The sequence below is a fragment of the Cronobacter sp. EKM101R genome, assembly GCF_963888145.1.
GTDB lineage: Bacteria > Pseudomonadota > Gammaproteobacteria > Enterobacterales > Enterobacteriaceae > Cronobacter > Cronobacter turicensis.
On record NZ_CAWPHW010000012.1, the window covers coordinates 291,130 to 311,577 of the forward strand.

Consider the following 20,448-nt stretch of genomic DNA (forward strand, 5'->3'; position numbering starts at 1 on the left):
AGCCTGCTGGCGGTTTTTTTTCGCCTGTCGCGCGCATTTAGTAATAAAAAACCCACCGGGCGGCGGGTTTTATCAGACGAGAGACCTCAGTCGTCATCGTCCTCTTCATCATCAAGCTCAACGGTGCTCTGGAAATCGTCCGGCTTGATAACCAGCAAGTCGCAGCGCAGATGGTCGATGACCTGCTCGGCGGTATTGCCGAGGAACGCCGCGGAAATGCCGGTGCGCCCGATAGTGCCCAGCACCACAATCCCGGCCTGCAGATGCTCTGCCAGATCCGGGATGACTTCTTCAGGCAGCCCTTTTTCGACATGCGTAACGCGCTCGCCGATGCCGAATTTCTGGCGCAGGGCTTTCATCGCCAGCAGATGCTGGCCGCGAATGGCGTCGTTATAGACGCTCGGGTCGAAATCGGGAAGTTCGATGGCGATATTAATCGGCGTCGCCGGGTAGGCGCCCACCAGATGCACTTCGGTATGGTTAACCTGTTCGGCCAGGTGCAGCGTTTCGCGCACCAGTTTCTCGTTCAGGCCCGTATGGTAAGGCTCTTCGCTCGCGAGATTCACCGCCACCACGGCTTTACCGCCTTCCGGCCACGGCTGGTCTTTCACCATCCACACCGGGCAAGGGCATTTGCGCAGCAGGTGCCAGTCGGTCGGCGTGAAAATCACCGATTCCAGACGGTCGTGCTGGTGCGCCATTTTCAGCAGCAGATCGTGCCCGCCGCTGATCACTTCCTGGATGATGGCTTCAAAGGGGCGGTTATGCCAGACCACTTTGATATCAATGGGGACGCCTGCGTCTAAATAGTATTTCGCCTGCTCGCGGATCCACGCGGTGCGCTGGCTGATAACGCCCTGGCGCATCGCGGTGCGCTCATCAGGCGACAGCAGGGTGGTCATTTCGTAGGAAAAGTCATAGATCGGCAGAAAGGCTTTGATTCGCCCGCCAATGCGCTGGTGTAGATAAACTGCACGCCGTAGAGCCGGTTGGTCATCCTGATTGGGGTCGATGGCCACCAGCATGTTTTGATACCTTGCCATACAGGGTCTCCTTACAACTGCTTACCCACAGTTTGTCATTTAAGAGTAACCCATATGATGTGAATGAAACAGGAGAGAATTCCCAGCCGGATCAATAAATCACGAAAAATTAACGATCCGGCGGGAGAGGAAAAGCTTATGCCACGTTGCGCGATTGTCCGGCGAGTTCCGCCAGGATTTCGTGGTTTTCGATGGTGATGTATTTGCCTTTTACTGCCAGCATTCCGCTCTTCTGGAAACGGCCCAGCAGACGGCTGATGGTTTCTACCGTCAGGCCGAGGTAGTTGCCGATATCGCCGCGGGTCATGGTCAGGCGGAATTCGCGAGGCGAGAAACCGCGTTCGGCGAAACGGCGCGACAGATTGTAAATAAAGGCCGCCAGGCGCTCCTCGGCGTTCTTTTTAGACAGCAGCAGGATCATATCCTGGTCACCTTTGATCTCGCCGCTCATCAGACGCATCATCTGCTGGCGCAGGCTCGGCATTTTGCCGGAGAGATCGTCGAGCGTCTCGAACGGGATTTCACAGACCATGGACGTTTCCAGCGCCTGAGCGAAGCTGGGATGATGCGCGGTGCCGATAGCATCAAAGCCCACCAGATCGCCTGCTAGGTGGAAGCCGGTAATCTGCTCGTCGCCCTGTTCGGTAATGGTGTAGCTCTTGATCGTGCCGGAACGGATAGCGTACAGCGATTTTAATTCATCGCCCGCTTTAAAGAGCGTTTGCCCTTTCTGGATGGGCTTTTTGCGCTCGATAATATTATCGAGCTGATCAAGCTCATGCTCATTCAGGGTAAAAGGGATACACAACTGGCTGATACTGCAATCCTGGCAATGGATGGCACAACCGCCAGACTGAATGCGTCGTATAATTCGCTTTTCCGGGATCATAAGTTCGCTCAAGCCTTAATTGATATTAGTCAATTTTAACATAAATTGACCGCACAGGTAAATCGGGCTAATGAGCAATTAGGCAAAAGATCCTGGTTCAAATCTGGCGTTTACCGCCATCCAACTGAATTACGGCGTGTTTAATAATTTCCAGAAAATATTATTTTCCAGTCTGAATTAAATCAGTAAATAGCCTTCATGGCGCAACAGCCATTCTTTACGCGCCACGCCGCCCGCATACCCGGTTAGCGTGCCGTTGCGGCCGATAACGCGATGGCACGGCACGACAATACTAATGGGGTTCGAGCCATTCGCCGCACCAACGGCGCGGGCTGCGCCCGGACGTCCCAGCCGCTGCGCCATCTCACCGTAATGCATCACCTGGCCGCACGGGATCGTGCGCAGCATCTGCCACACTTCACGCTGAAACGGCGTGCCGCCGGTAGCGGTGGGCAGGGTGTCAATCACCGCCAGATCGCCGGCAAACCACGCGCGCAGCGAGTCTGAGAGCCCGCCGGGGTTGTCACAACCCACGCGGCGAAATCCTTCCGTACGGTAGTGAATCGCCAGCAACTGCTCCATGCGATCGCTGTGTTCTTCCCATTCCACGGCGCGCAGGCGCGACTGTTCATCGGCGATAACCCACAGCGGGCCTAAGGGGGTATCGATTTTATCTTCCAGTAAGGTCAGCATTCGCGGTCTCCTTGTTGAGGCGTCAAAATAGCATGGCGGCCAGCGGCTCGCCATACCGCCACAGGAGGAGCGGAGGGGGGATAAACCGGGCATTCCGTTGCCCGAAGCGGCCGCTAAACGGCGCGCCCCTGTCACTGCGGGAGCAGGATAGGGGATACACATTCGCGCTGCGCCGCCTGCATTCCCAGAAAAAACAAAGTGAACTCTCTTTTTTCTGGAAAATAAAAAATAGAGCCTGAAGACATCATATTCAGGCCCCACAGTACACACAGCAGCGCTTCCTGGCTTTGGTACCGCTTTATTATTCCTTAACATGCGGATAAGAAATATATAGCAACATAAACGCCCATTGTCACAGCGAAGGGGTGATTTATTTCACATATATTTAACATGAAGCATTAACGAAACTGAATAATGTGATCCCGCATCGCCTTGTTTGCTGCGTCATTAACGGGAAAATACGCGATTTATTTTTACGGTTCGCGTTTCGCTTTAACGAAGCGCGAAGAATGCCCGCAGAAAATAGTGCGCACAACGCGGCGCATTGAGCCATTCTGAAAGGGAAGCTATAGTGTGCGCCCTGACGAAGTCCCGGAGGATTGACCGTGAACCCTGACGACAAATCACTCTTTCTTGACGCCATGGAAGATGTCAAACCCCTGAAAAATGCCAACGTCGCGCCGTGCCTGAAACCGAAAGCCCCGCGCCTTGCGCCGCGCATCGATACCTTACAGCTCGACAACCCGCTGACCACCGGTTTTCTGGATCTCATCCCGCGCGAACAGCCGCTCGAATTTCGCCGCGAGGGGCTCCAGCAGGGCGTGCTGGATAAACTGCGCCTCGGTAAATATACCCAGCAGGCGAGCCTGAACCTGCTGCGCCAGCCGGTGGAGCAGTGCCGCCAGATGCTTTTTGCTTTCATCAACCAGGCGAAACGCGACGGGCTGCGCAATCTGCTTATCATTCACGGCAAAGGGCGCGAGGATAACTCCCACGCCAATGTCATCCGCAGCTATCTGGCGCGCTGGCTGACCGAGCTTGATGACGTTCAGGCGTTCTGCACCGCGCTTGCCCATCACGGCGGCAGCGGCGCCTGTTACGTGGCGCTGAAGAAATCCGCCGAGGCGAAGCAGGAGAACTGGGAGCGCCACGCCAAGCGCAGCCGTTAATCCGCACCGGGCACCCCTCGCCCGGTACGCCTTCATGAGACTTCCCGTTAGCCGCGCTGCGGTTTCCGCTATCTTTAAACAGAGACAATTCGCTGTAACCTGAAGGTTTCATATGAAAATGATTCCACCTTTACTCATATGGCAAGCGAATAAAACAGTGATAGCATGAGCCGCTTATGTGGTAATGACTAAATGAGGCAGTATGAAAATTCAGCTCATCGCAGTAGATATGGACGGCACCTTTCTTAACGACAACAAACAGTACGATAAAGAAAGGTTTACAACGCAGTATGCGGCGCTGAAGCAGCAAGGCATTAAATTTGTGGTGGCGAGCGGCAACCAGTATTACCAGCTCATCTCTTTCTTCCCGGAGATCAAAGATGAGATAGCGTTTGTCGCCGAAAACGGCGCGCTGGTTTATGACCACGGCGAGCGCATCCACCACGGCGAGCTGACCCGCGAACAGTATCATCAGGTGGTGAAAACGCTCTCGGCGCAGGGCGATTTCAACTATGTGGTGTGCGGGCTTGCGAGCGCGTATTACCAGGCGGGCGCGCCGGAGGCGTTTATCAGCCTGATGTCGAAGCACTACCACCGCCTGAAGCCGGTGGAAAACCTGCTCGATATCGACGATATCATCTTCAAGTTTTCCCTCAACCTGCCGGATGACCAGATCCCGGCGCTGATTGAAAACCTGCATAACGAGCTGGAAGGCGTCGTGAAGCCCGTCACCAGCGGCTACGGGTTTGTCGATCTGATTATCCCCGGATCGCACAAAGCCAGCGGCCTTGAGCGCCTGATGGCGCGCTGGAATATCTCGCCGGAAGCCTGCGTGGCGGTGGGCGACAGCGCCAACGATCTCGAAATGCTGCGTCTGGCGACCTATTCCTTTGCGATGGAGAACGCGGCGGCGGAGGTGAAAGAGACGGCGCGCTTTGCGACTGGCTCCAACAACCAGAGCGGCGCGCTGCAGGTTATCGACGCTGTGTTGCATCACCACAGCCCGTTTAACGCGCAGTAGCCGGGCGCACTGACGCCCGGCGGCAGGTCAGGCTGGCACAAAAGGCTCGCCGAGCGTCAGCATCAGGCGGTTCGCCCAGGCGAAAAAGGCGGTGGCCTGCACCAGATCCAGCAGTTCCAGATCGGTCAACCCCTGTTCACGCAGCGCGACAACGTGCGCCGCGCCTGCCGTGGCGGGGGTGGCAGACAGCGCGGCGCTGAAATCGATAATTGCCTGCCAGCGGGCTGACTGCCCCACGCTCAGGCTCCCGCCCGGCGCCACTTCCAGTAAACGCTGCACCGCGTCGTTATCTTTTGACAGCTGACTCGCCTTACGGGCATGTACCGAGGCGCAGTAAATGCAGCCGTTCACTTTGCTCGCGACCGTCGCCGCCAGCTCCCGCTCCGCCCGCGCCAGCCCGCCCGGCGTATAGAAAATCCCTTTATCCGTCAGCGTCCGGGCTTCCAGTACGGGCAGGTTACGAGCCAGCAGGCGGAAATACGCGGAATCGTGATGCCCGAAACGGCGCAACGTCTCCTGCTCGTCGGGGCTGAACGCGGCGAGCGCTTTCGGCGCAAGCCACGGCTCCCAGCCCAGTTCATCCTGCGTGAAGGCGGTCGGGGCTGGCTGTCCACTGTGCGTGGTGGGCGTGGTATGCCAGCGGCCTGCGGGCGGTATGGCCGTCTCGACCGCCACGCGCCCGCCGTTAATCAGCCGGTAGCCATGAAGCAGGCGGCTTTGAAAACTCACAAACGCCACCACCTGCGCGAGCGACACAATGGCTTCTTCGCTGAATCCGGCTTCCGTCAGCGCCGTTATCGCCTGCGCGGTCGCCTGTACCGGGCGAAACGCCAGGATCTCCGCATGACCGAGGGCAGCGGAGAGACGCGCTGCTGGTGCCGGTTCGTTTTTCAGCGCCGCCGAATAGTGCGCGTACAGCGCCTCATCCTCATGCCAGTGCGCCACCTCGCGGGCGAGATGCAGGCGCTCCGCGCGGGTGAGATCGCTTGCGCCGCTAAACAGCGCCTCGTGGCTGCGGGCTATGTTCAGCGTCGCGGCGTCGCGGGTGGCGCGCGCCAGCGCCAGCGGGGAGCCGGGGGCGATATCCGCCAGGGTATCGAGAAGATCGGGCGAGCGGGTCATAAGGTTTCCTTGATCGGGTTAAGGGAGACGACATCAGCGAACGGTGCGCCCTGTTTCCAGCCCAGCGCGGGCGCCACCTGCTGCGCCAGTAGAGAGATGGAGCGCAGAATAAACGGGTGCGGCGGATCGATGGAGTGCACCTGGAACGACAGATCGGTGGCGCGCTCCAGCGCCGTATCGTTTGATAGCGTGGCGAGCGTTTCCTGCGGCGTGCCGAGATGCACATCGAACGCGGCGATATAGTCTTCCAGCGTTTCGCCCGCGAGCCGGTGGCCCTGGGCGCGGAACTGCGCCGCCTGGGCCGCAAGCCCCGTTTGCGCGAAGCGGCGGGCATCGTCGCTGCTGTCCGTCACAAACGCGGTGCGCGAGGCCATAATGCGCGGCGCGACGCCAGCGGGCAGCGCGTCGAGATAGGCGTCGATAATCGGGTTTTGCAACGCGTCCAGCGGCATATCGGGCTCACCCGGCGGGCGCGGCTGGGTGCGTGACAGCATCAGGCCGTCACCGTCGCGCCCGGCGCGCGCGCCGCCGTCCACCGAGAAAGTCGCCTGCCAGAGCCGCTGACGTAACCCGCGCGCCGCCGGGTAGAGATGGTTATCGGTGCCCGCCAGCGGCTCATCGTTCAGCGCTGCGCGCAGCAGCGCCAGATGGCGGCCATAGGCTTCGCCACGTTCCTCGCTTTGCAGCCCGAACGGCGGAAACGAAGAGGGCGTGCCGCCAGAGCCCAGCCCCAGCTCGACGCGCCCGTCGCTGAGCAGATCCAGCACGGCGGCGTCTTCCGCCACGCGCAATGGCGACTCCATCGGCAGCGTAATGATCCCCGTGCCGAGCCGGATGCGCCGGGTCTGCGCCGCCACGTGCGCTAAAAACAGCAGCGGCGAGGGCAGCCCGCCTTCCGCTTCATGAAAGTGGTGCTGCGCCACCCAGGCGGTGTCAAAACCGCAGCGCTCGGCGTGCAGGATCTGCTCGGTGGCGAGGCGGTAGCGCTCGGCCGCGCTGACGCGGTCCAGCAGGCGGGTGAAAAAACCTAAACGTTTTATTGTCATGCGACATCCTTATTAAACGGGCGGGGCGCCGGAATGGCGTCCAGCAACTGGCGCGTGTACTCGCTCTGCGGCGCGTGGAACACGGAGGCGACATCGCCGTGCTCCACAACCTTACCGGCGCGCAGCACCGAGACCTGATGCGCGAAGCGGCGCACGGTCGCCAGATCGTGGGAGATAAACAGGTAGGTGAGGCCGAGCTCATCCTGCAATGTTTCAAGCAGCGTCAGGATTTGCGCCTGCACGGTGACATCCAGCGCTGACGTCGCCTCATCAAGGATGACGATTTGCGGGTCCGCGATCAGCGCCCGCGCAATCGCCACGCGCTGACGCTGACCGCCGGAGAGCTGATGCGGCTTGTGCGCCAGCAGCGCAGGGGCCAGCGCGACGCGCGCGGCCATGTCATAGACTTTCTCGCGCCGTTCCGCGCGGGAAAGGCGGGTAAAATTGCGAAGCGGTTCTTCGATAATCGAGAACAGACTCTGGCGCGGATCGAGTGACGAAAACGGGTTCTGCCAGACCATCTGGATCGTCTGGCGCAGCGGGCGGCGCGCTTCGCGGTTTAGCGTGGCGTAATCGGTGCCATTGACTGTCACCGTGCCGCTGACCGGCGTCTGAAAGCCGAGCAAAAGGCGCGCCAGCGTAGTCTTGCCGCTGCCGGATTCGCCCACCAGCGCATGCGTAAGGCCGCGTTCCAGCGTCAGGTTTACCGCGTCCAGCGCGGTCAGCGTATGGCCGCCGCCCAGCGTGAAGCGTTGCGTCAGCGCGCGGATCTCTGCCGCAGGCGGGCCATTCAGCGCTGGCCGCGTCCGAAAGCTGTCGGCAAACGCCGGGGCGTCGGCAAAGAGCTGCCGGGTATAGGCCGCACGCGGCGCGTGGGTAATTTGCGCCGCACTCCCCAGTTCCTGAATTTCGCCGTGACGAAACACCAGCAGGCGATCGGCACGCGAGGCGGCCAGCGCCAGATCGTGCGTGATAAACAGCACGGCGGTGCCGGCGTCGCGGCGCAGTTCATCGAGCAGATCGAGAATGCGCGCCTGCACCGTGACGTCCAGCGCGCTGGTGGGCTCATCGGCGATGATAAGCGCGGGCTTCAGCGCCAGCGCAATGGCGATCAGCACCCGCTGCTTCATACCGCCCGAGAGCTGGTGCGGGTACTGCTTCGCCCGCAGCGCCGGTTCGCTCAGGCCGACACGCGCAAGCAGCGCTACCACTTCAGCGTCACGCGCGCGTCGCCCCAGCCCGGTGTGAAGCTGTAAGACTTCGGCGACCTGATCGCCGATGGTTTTCACCGGGTTCAGCGAACTGCCGGGATCTTGCGGCACGAGACTGATAACCCGCCCGCGCAGGGCATTCATCCGGCGCTCGCTCGCGTGGGTAATCGTTTCGCCGTTCAGGCGGATATCCCCGCCCAGCCACACGCCGTTTTCGCCCGCAAGCCCGATAATTGTCTGCGCGAGTGTGGTTTTGCCGGAGCCGGATTCGCCGACAATCGCCAGCACTTCGCCGGGGGCGACGGAAAAAGAGACGTTATGGACCACGCGGCGCACGTCGCGCCCGTGACGCCAGCCGAGGCTCAGAGTGCGCACATCCAGGACGGGTTCGCTCATCATGCTCTCCGGGTGTAGTAGTGGCTGAGTGTATTAGCGGCCAGCACCACGGCGATTGCCGCAAGGCCGGGGAAGGTGGTGAGCCACCAGGCGGTCGAGAGATAGTTGCGCCCTTCGGCAATGAGCAATCCCCATTCCGGCGTGGGCGGCGGCGTGCCGTAGCCGAGAAAGCTCAGGGTGGAGAGCGCAAGAATGGCGTTGCCGAACTGGAGCGCGGCGTAAGCCAGCACCGAGGTCAGCGAATTGGGCAAAATATGGCGCCACAGCGTGCTGAAGAAGGTGCCGCCACAGGCGATCGCCGCCTCGACATAATCGGTATGCCGCACCCGGACGACTTCAGCGCGGGCAAGACGCGCAAAGCTCGCCATCGAGGTAATGCCCACCGCCAGCGCGGCGTTCACCGTGCCAAAACCGAGCAGAATAATGACGCACAGCGCCAGCAGCAGGCCGGGGATCGCCAGCAATACATCCACCAGCCGCATCAGCCACTGTTCGGCGCGCCCGCCCGCGGCACCGGCGACGACGCCATACAGCGTGCCTGCGCCAAGCCCCAGCGCGACGGCCACCAGCGCGCCGCTGAGCGTATGCGACGCGCCCCAGACCAGCCGGGCGTAAAGATCGCGCCCCAGTTGATCGGTGCCGAGCCAGTGTTCGCTTCCCGGCGGCAGGCGCTGCGCGCCCGGCGTGCCGGTGAGCGGATCAAACGCGGTGAAGAGCGACGGAAACAGCGCCCACAGCGCGGTCAGCAACAGCGTGAGCCAGGCGAGCGTCAGCCCTGGCGGCAGAGGCGGATGCCGCAAAAAACGCCCGCGGCGCGCCCTGACAGGAGTGAGATCGAGCGTGGTCATCAGGCGGCCCTCCGCGACAGTGACAGCCGGGGATCGAGCAGCGGATAAAGCAGATCCACCAGCAGATTGATGAGAACAAACCCGAGCGCCGCCACCAGTACGATGGCCTGTAACACGGCCAGGTCCTGATTGTTCACCGCGTCGCGGGTCAATTGTCCAAGTCCGTTTAAGCCAAACACGGTTTCCGTCACCAGCGCGCCTGCGATGAGTTCACCCAGCAGCAGGCCCGCGACGGTCAGCACCGGCAGCAGGGCGTTGCGCGCCACGTGACGCCACAGCACGCCGCGATGGCTGGCGCCTTTGGCGCGCGCGACGGTGACAAACGGCTGGTGCATAACGACGTCAATATTGCGAATCAACAGTTGCGCCAGCGGGGCGCTGATCGGCACCGCAAGCGTCATCACCGGCAATATCAGTCCCTCCCAGAACCCTGGATTTATCACCGGGATCAGCCGCCACTGGAAAGAAAAGAGCTGAATGAGCGTGATTCCGAGCCAGAACGTCGGCACCGAGACAAACAGCGACGGCAGCGCTGCGAACGTCCGGCGCAGCACGCGCCCGTGGCTAAGCGTGGAGAGCGCGGCGAGCAAGACGGCAATAACCAGCGCCAGCGTAAACCCGAGCGCGGCGAGGCGCAGCGTGGCGGGGAGGCTGGCGGCGAGCAGGGCGCTCACCGGCACGCCCGCCTGTAGTGAAAAGCCGAAATCGCCGCGCACCGCGCCGCCGAGGCTTTCCAGGTATTGCCGCCACAGCGGCGCGTCGGCGCCATAGGCGGTGCGCATCTGCGCTATCTGGGCGGCGCTTAACCCCAGTTCCGGGTTCTGAAACTTAATGGCGATCGCATCGCCCGGCAGCAGTTGCAGCAGTACGAACGAGACCGTAAAGCTGGCCCACAGCACCAGCAACGCCTGACCGACGCGCGCGCCGAGATAACGCCCGTCCATCAGTGTTTCTCCAGCCAGGCGCCGTAAAAGCTCGGACGGCCTACCGCCTCGAACGCGAGGTTTTTCACCCACGGCGCGGCGGCGTAAACCTGCGGCTCTTCGAAAATCGGAATGATGTAGGCGTTATCGATGAGATACGTCTGCGCGTCGCCTGCCGCCGCGAGGCGTTTTTGCGGGTCGACCTCCGAGGCGATGGTGGTGAGTAACGCATTGAGTTTGTCGTCGATAAAGTCGGTTTTCTGGCTCAGGCCGCCTTTTTGCAACAGCGCGTCGCGGTTTAACGGATGAAACTGGCTTTTGATGACATCCGGATCGGCGCGGCCCACTTCCACCACATTCACGGGGGTTTTGGCCGGATCGAGGCTGTCCTGCGCTTTGGTGCCCGCGTCGCCCGCTCGCACGTTGAGCTGCACGCCTACCTGTTTCCACTGCTGCGCCACCAGTTGCAGCACCTCTTTATTCTGCGGCTGCGGCAGCGATTCATAGACCGTCAGGCTCAGCGGCTGTCCCGCTTTGGCCCGGATGCCGTCCGCGCCTTTTTGCCAGCCCGCCTCGTCCAGCAGACGGTTCGCCAGCGTCGGATCGAAGGTCAGTCTGGCGCTTAAATCGCGGTAGCCGGGCGCACTTTTCGCCACCACAGAGGTGGCGACCGGATAGTTCGGCGAAAATAGCGTGTCGACAATCTGGCGCGCGTTGGTCGCATGGAGCAGCGCCTGACGCACTTTCAGATCGGCCACCAGCGGGTTGGCGGGGCGAAAGGCGATGCTGTCATTGACGCCGCGGGTCGGCGCGGCATAGACCGGGAACTGCTGATCCGCCGCCTGTTTTTCATCATAGGCCTGCACCTGGCGAATGGCGTCCGCCTGGCCTGCCAGCAGCGCGCCGATGCGCACGCTGTCCTCCGGCGTCACTACGATTTTGATGCTATCAAGATTCGCCGGGCCCTGCTGCGCGCTGTTCTGCGGGCCCCACTGGTAATCCTTGCGCGCGGTAAGATTCACCTCGCGGCCCAGCGTCTCGCTCTGCACCACAAACGGGCCGGAGCCGATGATATGGCGCGCGTCGCCAAGCTCATCAAGATTGCGCGCGAGCGTACTGAGAGACACCAGCCCGGAGCCGATCGCCGAGGTGCCCTGTAAAAAGCCGGGCGAGGGCTTGCTGAAGTAAAACTTCACGGTCAGCGGATCGATGACTTCGCTGCGCTGGTAGTTATTGATGACCTCGGAGACCGGCAGGCGCTGCGCCTTATTGCCAAGTCCGTAGGTATCGAAGTTTTTCGCCACGGCTGTGGCGTCAAGCGGCGTGCCGTCAGAGAACGTCACGTTTGGGCGGATTTTAAAGGTGTATTCGGTTTTATCCGCGTTGCTGCTCCAGGACTGCGCTATCCACGGCTCTATTTCCAGCGTTTTCGGGTTCTGCCAGGTGAGCTTATCGGTTATCTGGTTCAGGATGCCGCCGTTGGGGTAAAAGCCGCCTGCTGGCGGGTAGAGCGTCGTGTGCGCCTGCTGCTCCAGATAAATCAGCGTGCCGCCTTTCACCGGCGCCGCGCTGGCCGTATTTATCAGGCTGAACGCGAGGCCGAGCGCCACGCCGCGCGCGGTAATGGAAAAATGCATGGTGAATGTCCCTTATCGTCCGTTGTTATGTGTTGTCTGTCGACGTAATAAAAACGCAGGGCGACGGGGATGAGAACCAACAAAAATCGCTATCTAAATGCGGAAAATATATTTGGCCCCTCCGCGGGCGCGGAGGGGCGAGGGCGTCAGAAGAAATATTTAAAGCGAACGCGCGCGCCGTAGCGGTCTTTATCGCCTTCGTTGTCGTAGTCGCTCTCTTTGAGCGACAGCTGCGACCAGTAGGCGCCGAGATAGATATTGAAGTTATCCATATCCATCACGTTGGTGAAGCCGTAGGAAAGGTGCACGGTGTGGATGTCATATTTGCCGGGGTATTTCAGCTGGCCGTCTTCTTCACCGACGCTCGTCATATTGAAATCATCAATATTGTTATGCGCGTAGATATAACCGAGTTCCAGATGACGCCACAGGACGTTGGCCCCGGCGCTGAAGTCGGTTTCATCGTCGGCGTCCATATACGCGGTGTTGAGGTTAATCACCGTCCCGTCATCCGGATCGTTTTTCAGGCTGTTCCAGGTAAAGGTCGCGCCATAGCCGGTGCGGTCTGACTGATCCTGAAAACGCCCCTGGGCGTCGTTGTAACCGTAAGCGTTACTCACCACGTTCGTTTCCATCGCCACGGCGGCGGAGAAGTGGTCGTCGCGCCACGCAATCACCGGGCGCATATAGATGACGTTCTTTTTGTTCTCCAGCGCATTGCCGTGGTAGGTGTCGTCGGCGAACAGCGTGGTGCCGTCTTTCACCATGTTGTTCAGCTCAAAGTACCAGTTGCCGTATTCGCCGCTGAACTGCACCGCGCCGCCGTTGCTGCTGCGCCCGCGGCCCTCTTTCATCATATAGACATAACCGAAGCCGTCGCCGTAGATATCGTTCGCGGTGTTGCCAGAGTACTGAATAAAGGTGTCCTGGTTGAGCGGGAACATGTCGTAGGCTTCAAAACGGCCCACTTTGATTTTCCAGGCCTGCGGCTGGCCGAAGTAAAACGCCGCGTCATCCAGATTGGTATGCCCCGACAGATCCGCGAGCGGCTGCACCGTGAACCCGGCGAAATTGCCGTTTTTCTCGCGGTAACCATCGACACCCAGCAGAATACGACCATTGACGTCCCACTTTTCGTGGTCGCCCGGTTTCCAGTCTTTATCGTCAGATGTGCGCAGCGACGTAAGTTGTCCGGTGCGGCTCGCCGCATCGACGTTAAACTCCACATCGCCGTAGAATTTCAGATCGCCCTGCGGCGTATTCACTTTCATTTCCGCCATCGCGCAGGGCGCCAGCAGGCTGAACACACAGGGCAGTACCATCATCTTTTTCATCGTGTCTCTCTTATTGTTGTCAGTTTTCAGGCATACAGCGGCCCTGCCGCCGTCCGAAAACGGCGGTTCGGGCCTGTCAGAGGTGATTCAACGCGCGGGGCGCGCGGCGTTCTCCTTACGCGCGGGCGACCGACAGCGTGATGCGGTTCCAGGTCAGCGGTGAGAGCGTGAGCGTGTTCTCGCGCAGGCTGCCGTGCGGGTAATCGATAATCTCCGGATGCACGCGGTTGGGATCGTCGAACGTGTTCTTCGCGTAGAGATCGTCGCTGCGCAGTACTTTGTGTTCCTTCAGACGGCAGTCGCTAAAGGCCGGCAGGTTGATATCCAGCTCATAAGCGGTGGAGAAATCGCAGTTGACGGCAAATATATAAATTTCGCCGCGCGCCTCGTTATACACGACCGACGACTGAACGCTGCGGGCGTCGCCATATTTACTCTCAAACGTCGGGACCGGCAGCTGGTGGCGCAGCACCACGCCGTCGCTGACGCTCGCGACCATCTCGAACGGCCAGTAAAGCGTCTGGCAGAGCGCGCCTTTGCCCGGCTCGGTGAAAATCGGGGCAATCACATTCACCAGCTGCGCCAGGCTCGCCATTTTCACCCGGTCGGCGTGGTTCAGCAGCGAGCAGAGCAGGCCGCCCATCACCAGCGCATCGAGGAAGGAATAGCGGTCTTCTAGCAGCGGCGGCGCCTGGCGAAAACGGTTCGCCGGATCTTTCATCGGCGCGTCCCACGGATCGCCGCGCAGATACCAGACGTTCCACTCATCAAAGGAGATCATCATCTCTTTATTGCTGCGCCGCACCGCTTTGGCGTAATTGGCGGTGCTGACGATGGTTTCGATGAAATTGTCCATATTGACGAAGGAGGCGAGGAAATCGGTCTCGCTGCCTTCGTTCTCGTAATACTGGTGGCAGGAGATGAAATCGACGTAATCGTACAGCTCCTCCAGCACAACGCGGTCCCACTCCGGGAAGGTCGTCATCGCGGAGCTGGAGCTGCCGCACGCCACCAGCTGCGCCTGCGGATCGATACAGCGCAGGATCTTGGCGGTTTCGCGCGCTTTGTGCGCATATTCGCGGGCGTTCATCTGCCCGGTCTGCCACGGCCCGTCCATCTCATTGCCAAGACACCACAGGCGGAAGTTATACGGCTCGCGACGGCCATGCTGAATACGCAAATCGCTGAGCGTGGTGCCGCCGGGGTGGTTGCAGTACTCGGCGAAATAGCCCGCCTCCTGCGGCGTGCCGGTGCCGAGGTTCACGGCGATCATCGGCTCGACGCCGGTCTTTTCGCACCAGCGGGCAAACTCCTCAATGCCAAACTGGTTGGTCTCTTTACTAATCCAGGCGTAGTCGAGGCGCACCGGGCGCTCTTCTTTCGGGCCGATGCTGTCGCGCCAGTTAAAGCCGGAGACATAATTCCCGCCAGGGTAGCGCACCGTGGTGACGTGCAGCCCTTTGACGAGGTCAATGACATCCTGGCGAAACCCGTCTTCATCCGCGAGCGGGTGCTCCGGCTCATAGACGCCGGTATAAACCGCGCGGCCCAGATGTTCAATGAACGAACCGAACAGGCGCGGGTCGATGGCGGAAATCACGTTCTGCGGGTCGAGCGTGAATGAAAGCGTGGTCATAACGTCTCCTTATTAACGAAGGGCGGCATCGCTGGCATATTTGCCGACGCTCAGGTCGTCCTGAATTTTCTGCATCGTCTTTTTATCGAGCTTATAAAACAGGAATATGATGGAGGTCAGTACGCCGCCGATAGCCGGAATAAAGGTAATCAGCATCATAATGGCCTGTTGGGTGGACGGAGACTGCACGGCGGCTTCCGGGACATAATGCGTGGCGGAAAGCACCAGCGCGGTGATAGCGCCGCCAATAGCCAGGCTAACTTTCAGCGCAAACAGGTTGCCGGAGGCGTAAATACCGGACATGCGTTTTTTCAGTTTCCACTCGCCGTAATCGTCGGCATCGGCGATAAACGACCAGAATACCGGAACGGTAATCGCCCCAATCCACGCGCGCAGGGTATTCAGAATAAAGATCAGCATCACATTTTGCGGGTCAACAAAATAAATGACGACGGAAATAGCAGCCGTAATAAAGCCCACTGCGATATACAGTTTCACTTTGCAAATATAACGGGTGACGAAACTCGTCGCGAGGTTGCCGAGCACGCAGGCGACCACGCCAATACTGATAAACAGCGTCGTCATGGTGTTATCGAGGTGCATTAAATATTTGGTGAAATAGATAGTGGCGCCGCCGCAGACAAACGCCGGAATACAGCCAATAAACATTCCGGCGACCACCATCAGCCACTGATCATTTTTAAAGGCCGAGCGGAAATTGCGGACAATATTTTCCTGTTTTTCACGCTGGGGGATAACGCGCTCGCGGGTATTAAAAAAGCAGAGTAAAAACAGACACAGGCCGATCACCGAGAACATCGCGTTGGTAATAAAAAAGCCTTTCTGCTGATTGCCGCCGCCGAGGTAATCCACCAGCGGCAGTAGCGTCAGCGAGCAGAGCAGCACGGCGCTGTTAGCCATCGTGAAGCGGTAAGACTGGCAGGCCACGCGGTCAACGGGGTTTGCGGTAATCACGCTGCCGAGCGAGCAGTATGGAATATTCACGGTACTGTAGAGTACGGAGAGCAGTAAATAGGTGACGAAAGCGTAAATCTCTTTGGCGCCCGTGCTTAAATCGGGCGTATAAAAGGCGAAAATACAGATGGCGCAAAAAGGCACGCATCCGTAGAGGATCCACGGGCGAAAACGGCCGTGGCGGGTGGGGTAACGGTCAGCCAGCGCGCCGATCAGCGGGTCAATAAACGCATCCAGCAGACGCACCACTAAAAACATGGTGGCGATCAGCGCGGCGTTTAAGCCAAATATATCGGTATAAAACCAGGTTAAAAACATGGTTACCGGGCCCCAGCTCATATTGCAGGCCGCATCACCAAATCCGAAACCTAATTTCTCCCGGACCGTCAGGCGGTCCTGGGCAGGCGTCACTTTATCCAGCACTGCTGATTGCTGCACCATGATAAACCTCGTTGAATGAAATACCTGAAAGCCAGGGTGAGCATAAGGTAGCGGAGGAATACCCGGTGCGATGTGGCGCGCTTTTTATATTTTATAAGTGCCGCATCTCATCCATATAAATGACAAAAAATTACATACCACTATTTCGAATGAAAATTCGCATTTTAAAGTAATTATTTCTGATGGTGATTATAATTTTGGGGAATAGTCGCGGTTATGTTTGCAGCAATTATTTTTGCCGCTGCGTTTATAGGCGTAATAATATTGTGCCTATATTTGATGGCGGCATGACAATATATTTTGCGCGCTTAGGATTATCCTTAGATTCAGAAAGCAATAAACCCAGGCCTGGCCGTGAGAGAGCAATAAGAAAACGCGATAGCCGGGCGCGAGGCCCGGCAGGAGATTAATGCGCGACCGCGCGGGAAAAGAGGTTTATCACGATGACGCCTGCGATAATCAGCCCCATGCCGAGCATGGCGGGCAGATCGAGCTTTTGACCGAGGAAGATCCAGCCGACCACGCCAATCAGCACGATGCCAACGCCGGACCAGATGGCGTAAATAATGCCGGTCGGGATGGTGCGCATGGTGACGCTTAAACACCAGAAGGCAATGCCGTAACAAACCACCATCACCAGCGTCGGCAGCAGGCGGCTGAAGCCTTCGGAAAGCTTCAGAAATGTCGTGCCAATCACTTCACACACAATCGCCACAGAGAGCAGCAGCCAGGTCATAACGTCACTCCGTCATTGCCAGTAAGGTTTCGATTAACGCCGCCCGATCGTCAGGCGGCACCGTGTGGTCGCCGCACAGCGCGGCGAACCAGAGTCCGTCTGCCGTCATGCGGCAGAGTAGCCGACGCCGCGCCTGCTCAGGCGACGCGAGGTCGTCGTCACGCGGCAGGGCGTCCCGTAAAAAGACGCCCCAGCGCTGCTGCAGCGCCGGATCGGCAAAAATCGCCGTCATCAGCGCGCGGTTCATCGCCTGCTCACTGTCAGGCATTTCTCTGACACAGGTATGAATGTAGGCGCGGGTGGCGCGGCCGTTCGGGTTGGGATCCTGCGCCATTAACGTCTGGATCTCCTCCAGCAGCATGTGCTGAAGATGCTGCATCACGCCATCCACCAGCGCCTGACGGGTAGGGAAGTGATGCTGTAAACCGCCTTTGCTGATACCTGCGCGGCGGATGACTTTTTCCTGCGTAAGGCCCGTCAAACCTTGCTCGGCGATAACCTGAGCGGCGCACTCCAGCAAGGTCTGGCGCAGCGCCTCCGGTGATTTGGAACGATGGTGTGCCTGGCTCATGATTAAACAATCCGTCTGGATGGATTGTTTAATTCTATCGGGAGTTCAGTGGTTGATCAATCAACCTGAGTTAAACGCGGCAAGGGAAGGGAAAAAACAGGGCCAGCGCGAAGGCTGGCCCGAAGAGAGATTAATGCGCTTTTAAGCCAGCGGCGCTCATCAGCAGGCGCAACACCATGCTGACCGCGCCGAGCGCCAGGACGCTGGCTGCCCAGATTACCACCAGCCACATCAGCTTTTTCCAGCGCGGCGAATCGTGATGTTCCATCAGTGATAGCCCTCCCCATGCTGAACTTTGCCGCGGAACACATAGTAGCTCCAGAAGGTGTACACCAGGATTATCGGGATAATCAGCAGGGCGCCCACCAGCATAAAGCCCTGGCTTGCAGGCGGCGCGGCGGCCTCCCAGAGCGTGATATCAGGCGGAATGATATTCGGCCAGATACTGATGCCAAGCCCGCTGAAGCCTAAGAAAATCAGCCCCAGGGTGAGCACGAACGGCAGCGTGTGGCTCTGTGTGTCCGCCAGTTTGCGCCAAAGCCAGAGGCTGAACAACGCCACCAGCACCGGCACCGGCAGCAGGAACCAGAGGTTCGGCAGCGTAAACCAGCGCTCGGACACCGCCTGATGCGCGAGCGGCGTCCAGGCGCTGATGATGACGATCACCGCCAGCAGCGCCAGCAGCAGCGAACGCGCGAGGCGACGCATATTGTGGTGTAGCTGGTTTTCACTCTTCATCACAATCCAGCTCGCGCCGAGCAGCGCATAGGCGACCACCAGGCCCACGCCGCAGAAGAGGTTGAATGGCGTCAGCCAGTCGAGCGCCGAGCCGCTGAAGGTGCGGCCGGTGACTTTAAAGCCGTTGATTACCGCGCCCACCACCACGCCCTGGCAGAAGGTGGCGAGGATCGAGCCGCTCAGAAACGCCTTATCCCAGAAAGGCCGGTGGGCGGGCGTCGCCTTAAAGCGGAATTCAAACGCCACGCCGCGAAAAATAAGGCCAATCAGCATTAGCGTCAGCGGAATGGTCAGCGCGTCGATAATCACCGCATAGGCCAGCGGAAACGCGCCGAACAGGCCCGCGCCGCCCAGCACCAGCCAGGTTTCGTTGCCGTCCCACACGGGGGCGACGCTGTTAACCATGACATCGCGGTCGTGGCCGTCACGCACAAACGGGAACAGAATGCCGATGCCGAGATCAAAGCCGTCCATCACGATATACATCAGCGTGGCGAAGACGATGATAACGAACCAGATGATGGAGAGATCGATACCCATTACGCTTTCTCCTCTGCGCTATCCAGAGATTCGCCCGCCGCAGAAAGCGGACGCGCTGGCCTGCCGTCGGTGCTGGAGGGGATATCATCCAGCGGCTGCGGCCCTTTTTTAATCAGTCGGATCATGTAGCTATAGCCGACGCCGAAGACCGAGGTGTAGACCACGATAAAGGCGATGAGGCTCAGGCTCATCTGCAAATCGCCGTGGCCGGAGACCGCGTCGCGGGTGCGCTGCAACCCGTACACTACCCACGGCTGGCGGCCTACTTCGGTCGTCACCCAGCCCGCGAGGATAGCAATCAGCCCGGCGGGGCCCATCCAGAGCGCAAAGTGGAGGAACGGTCGCGAGGTATAAAGCCGGTGCTTATAGCGCAGCCAGACGCTCACCACGCCCAGCAGGATCATCAGCAGCCCCATTGCCACCATGATGCGGAACGACCAGAACACGATAGTGGAGTTCGGGCGTTCGTCTTTCGGAAACTCCTTGAGCGCCGGTACCTGTTTATCAAGGCTGTGGGTCAGAATAAGGCTGCCGAGTTTCGGCACTTCCAGCGCGTATTTGGTACGTTCTTCATCCATATCCGGGATGCCGAACAGCGTCAGCGGCGTCGCTTCGCCCGGCGGGTTCTCCCAGTGGCCTTCGATGGCCGCGATTTTGGCCGGCTGATGCTTAAGCGTATTCAGCCCGTGCATATCGCCAATCATCGCCTGAACCGGGGCGACAATCAGCGCCATCCACAGCGCCATCGAGAACATGCGGCGAATGGCGGGGGTATCGTTGCCGCGCAGCAGATGCCAGGCGGCAGACGCGCCGACAAAAAACGCGCTGCTCAGGAACGCCGCTATCGACATATGCAGCAGACGGTACGGGAAGGAGGGGTTAAAAATCACCGCCACCCAGTCCACCGGCACCACTTGGCCGTTGTGGATCTCAAATCCCTGCGGCGTGTGCATCCAGCTGTTGGAGGCGAGGATCCAGAACGTCGAGATCAGCGTGCCGAGCGCCACCATGCAGGTGGAGAAAAAGTGCAGGCCGGGGCCGACTTTATTCCAGCCAAACAGCATCACGCCGAGGAAACCGGCTTCCAGGAAGAACGCGGTCAGCACTTCGTAGGTCAGCAGCGGGCCGGTAATGCTGCCCGCGAACTGCGAAAAGCCGCTCCAGTTCGTGCCGAACTGATAGGCCATCACCAGCCCTGAGACCACGCCCATCCCGAAGTTAACGGCGAAGATTTTTGACCAGAAATGGTACAGCGAGCGCCATACCGGATTTTTTGTTTTCACCCACAGCCCTTCCAGCACCGCCAGATAACTGGCGAGACCGATAGTGATAGCGGGGAAAATAATGTGGAAAGAAACAGTAAAGGCGAACTGAATCCTTGCCAGATGAAACGCATCTAAACCAAACATGCAAACCTCATGACATATCGTTGTCCGCGATCATGGTAATCAGGAGCAGCACGAACGTGCAGAAACAGAA

19 protein-coding genes are annotated in these 20,448 nt (G+C 59.4%); 2 read left to right on the forward strand and 17 right to left on the reverse strand.

Annotation, left to right across the window (positions count from 1 at the left end):
* Positions 1–86: 86 nt before the first annotated feature.
* The 3 genes from uspE to ogt form a co-directional block, all read right to left on the reverse strand.
* Positions 87–1,043: a universal stress protein UspE gene (gene uspE, locus AACV31_RS09925; RefSeq protein WP_007760929.1), complete on the reverse strand. Its 957-nt coding sequence runs from the start codon at positions 1,041–1,043 to the stop codon at positions 87–89.
* A 136-nt stretch (positions 1,044–1,179) separates the two neighbouring features.
* Positions 1,180–1,932 carry a fumarate/nitrate reduction transcriptional regulator Fnr gene (gene fnr / locus AACV31_RS09930; RefSeq protein ID WP_004385865.1) on the reverse strand — a complete coding sequence of 251 codons (753 nt, stop codon included), beginning with the start codon at positions 1,930–1,932 and terminating at the stop codon, positions 1,180–1,182.
* Between the two features lie 177 nt (positions 1,933–2,109).
* A complete protein-coding gene (ogt, locus tag AACV31_RS09935) occupies positions 2,110–2,625 on the reverse strand; it encodes a methylated-DNA--[protein]-cysteine S-methyltransferase (RefSeq protein WP_165153851.1) in 516 nt (171 codons plus the stop codon).
* Positions 2,626–3,230: 605 nt separating this feature from the next.
* Here ogt and smrA point away from each other — a divergent pair.
* On the forward strand, positions 3,231–3,794 hold the full coding sequence (gene smrA / locus AACV31_RS09940) for a DNA endonuclease SmrA (RefSeq protein ID WP_165153852.1): 564 nt from the start codon (positions 3,231–3,233) through the stop codon (positions 3,792–3,794).
* Positions 3,795–3,996: 202 nt separating this feature from the next.
* The gene (locus tag AACV31_RS09945; protein ID WP_165153853.1) at positions 3,997–4,815 is read left to right on the forward strand and encodes a Cof-type HAD-IIB family hydrolase; all 819 of its coding nucleotides are present in this window, start codon (positions 3,997–3,999) and stop codon (positions 4,813–4,815) included.
* Positions 4,816–4,842: 27 nt separating this feature from the next.
* Here AACV31_RS09945 and AACV31_RS09950 read toward each other — a convergent pair whose 3' ends face one another.
* The 14 genes from AACV31_RS09950 to AACV31_RS10015 all read right to left on the reverse strand — a co-directional run bounded on the left by AACV31_RS09950 (position 4,843) and on the right by AACV31_RS10015 (position 20,378).
* Positions 4,843–5,937 (reverse strand): alkylhydroperoxidase domain protein, encoded by a 1,095-nt coding sequence (locus tag AACV31_RS09950; protein ID WP_165153855.1) that lies wholly within the window; start codon positions 5,935–5,937, stop codon positions 4,843–4,845.
* The gene (locus AACV31_RS09955) at positions 5,934–6,983 is read right to left on the reverse strand and encodes a putative FMN-dependent luciferase-like monooxygenase (RefSeq protein ID WP_165153857.1); all 1,050 of its coding nucleotides are present in this window, start codon (positions 6,981–6,983) and stop codon (positions 5,934–5,936) included. Before AACV31_RS09955 ends, AACV31_RS09950 begins: the two co-directional genes overlap by 4 nt.
* A complete protein-coding gene (locus AACV31_RS09960; RefSeq protein ID WP_165153859.1) occupies positions 6,980–8,590 on the reverse strand; it encodes a dipeptide ABC transporter ATP-binding protein in 1,611 nt (536 codons plus the stop codon). Before AACV31_RS09960 ends, AACV31_RS09955 begins: the two co-directional genes overlap by 4 nt.
* Positions 8,590–9,438 carry an ABC transporter permease gene (locus AACV31_RS09965; RefSeq protein WP_165153861.1) on the reverse strand — a complete coding sequence of 283 codons (849 nt, stop codon included), beginning with the start codon at positions 9,436–9,438 and terminating at the stop codon, positions 8,590–8,592. Before AACV31_RS09965 ends, AACV31_RS09960 begins: the two co-directional genes overlap by 1 nt.
* Positions 9,438–10,382, reverse strand: coding sequence for an ABC transporter permease (locus AACV31_RS09970; protein WP_165153863.1), 945 nt, complete (start codon positions 10,380–10,382; stop codon positions 9,438–9,440). Before AACV31_RS09970 ends, AACV31_RS09965 begins: the two co-directional genes overlap by 1 nt.
* Positions 10,382–11,998: a TIGR04028 family ABC transporter substrate-binding protein gene (locus tag AACV31_RS09975; protein ID WP_165153865.1), complete on the reverse strand. Its 1,617-nt coding sequence runs from the start codon at positions 11,996–11,998 to the stop codon at positions 10,382–10,384. The genes AACV31_RS09970 and AACV31_RS09975 overlap by 1 nt, the downstream gene beginning before the upstream one ends.
* Positions 11,999–12,144: 146 nt before the next feature.
* A complete protein-coding gene (locus AACV31_RS09980) occupies positions 12,145–13,332 on the reverse strand; it encodes a carbohydrate porin (RefSeq protein ID WP_007760943.1) in 1,188 nt (395 codons plus the stop codon).
* Positions 13,333–13,447: 115 nt separating this feature from the next.
* Positions 13,448–14,968: an arabinosylfuranosidase ArfA gene (arfA, locus tag AACV31_RS09985; RefSeq protein WP_165153867.1), complete on the reverse strand. Its 1,521-nt coding sequence runs from the start codon at positions 14,966–14,968 to the stop codon at positions 13,448–13,450.
* A gap of 12 nt (positions 14,969–14,980) precedes the next feature.
* On the reverse strand, positions 14,981–16,384 hold the full coding sequence (locus AACV31_RS09990) for a glycoside-pentoside-hexuronide (GPH):cation symporter (protein WP_165153869.1): 1,404 nt from the start codon (positions 16,382–16,384) through the stop codon (positions 14,981–14,983).
* A gap of 406 nt (positions 16,385–16,790) precedes the next feature.
* Positions 16,791–17,120: an SMR family transporter gene (locus tag AACV31_RS09995; RefSeq protein WP_075198373.1), complete on the reverse strand. Its 330-nt coding sequence runs from the start codon at positions 17,118–17,120 to the stop codon at positions 16,791–16,793.
* 4 nt (positions 17,121–17,124) lie between these two features.
* The gene (locus AACV31_RS10000; protein WP_165153871.1) at positions 17,125–17,691 is read right to left on the reverse strand and encodes a TetR/AcrR family transcriptional regulator; all 567 of its coding nucleotides are present in this window, start codon (positions 17,689–17,691) and stop codon (positions 17,125–17,127) included.
* Positions 17,692–17,821: 130 nt separating this feature from the next.
* The gene (locus AACV31_RS10005) at positions 17,822–17,959 is read right to left on the reverse strand and encodes a DUF2474 domain-containing protein (RefSeq protein WP_007760961.1); all 138 of its coding nucleotides are present in this window, start codon (positions 17,957–17,959) and stop codon (positions 17,822–17,824) included.
* Positions 17,959–18,969: a cytochrome d ubiquinol oxidase subunit II gene (gene cydB, locus AACV31_RS10010; RefSeq protein WP_075198371.1), complete on the reverse strand. Its 1,011-nt coding sequence runs from the start codon at positions 18,967–18,969 to the stop codon at positions 17,959–17,961. Before cydB ends, AACV31_RS10005 begins: the two co-directional genes overlap by 1 nt.
* Entirely contained in the window at positions 18,969–20,378 is a 1,410-nt protein-coding gene (locus AACV31_RS10015) for a cytochrome ubiquinol oxidase subunit I (protein ID WP_007760967.1), read from the reverse strand. Before AACV31_RS10015 ends, cydB begins: the two co-directional genes overlap by 1 nt.
* Positions 20,379–20,448 lie beyond the last annotated feature (70 nt).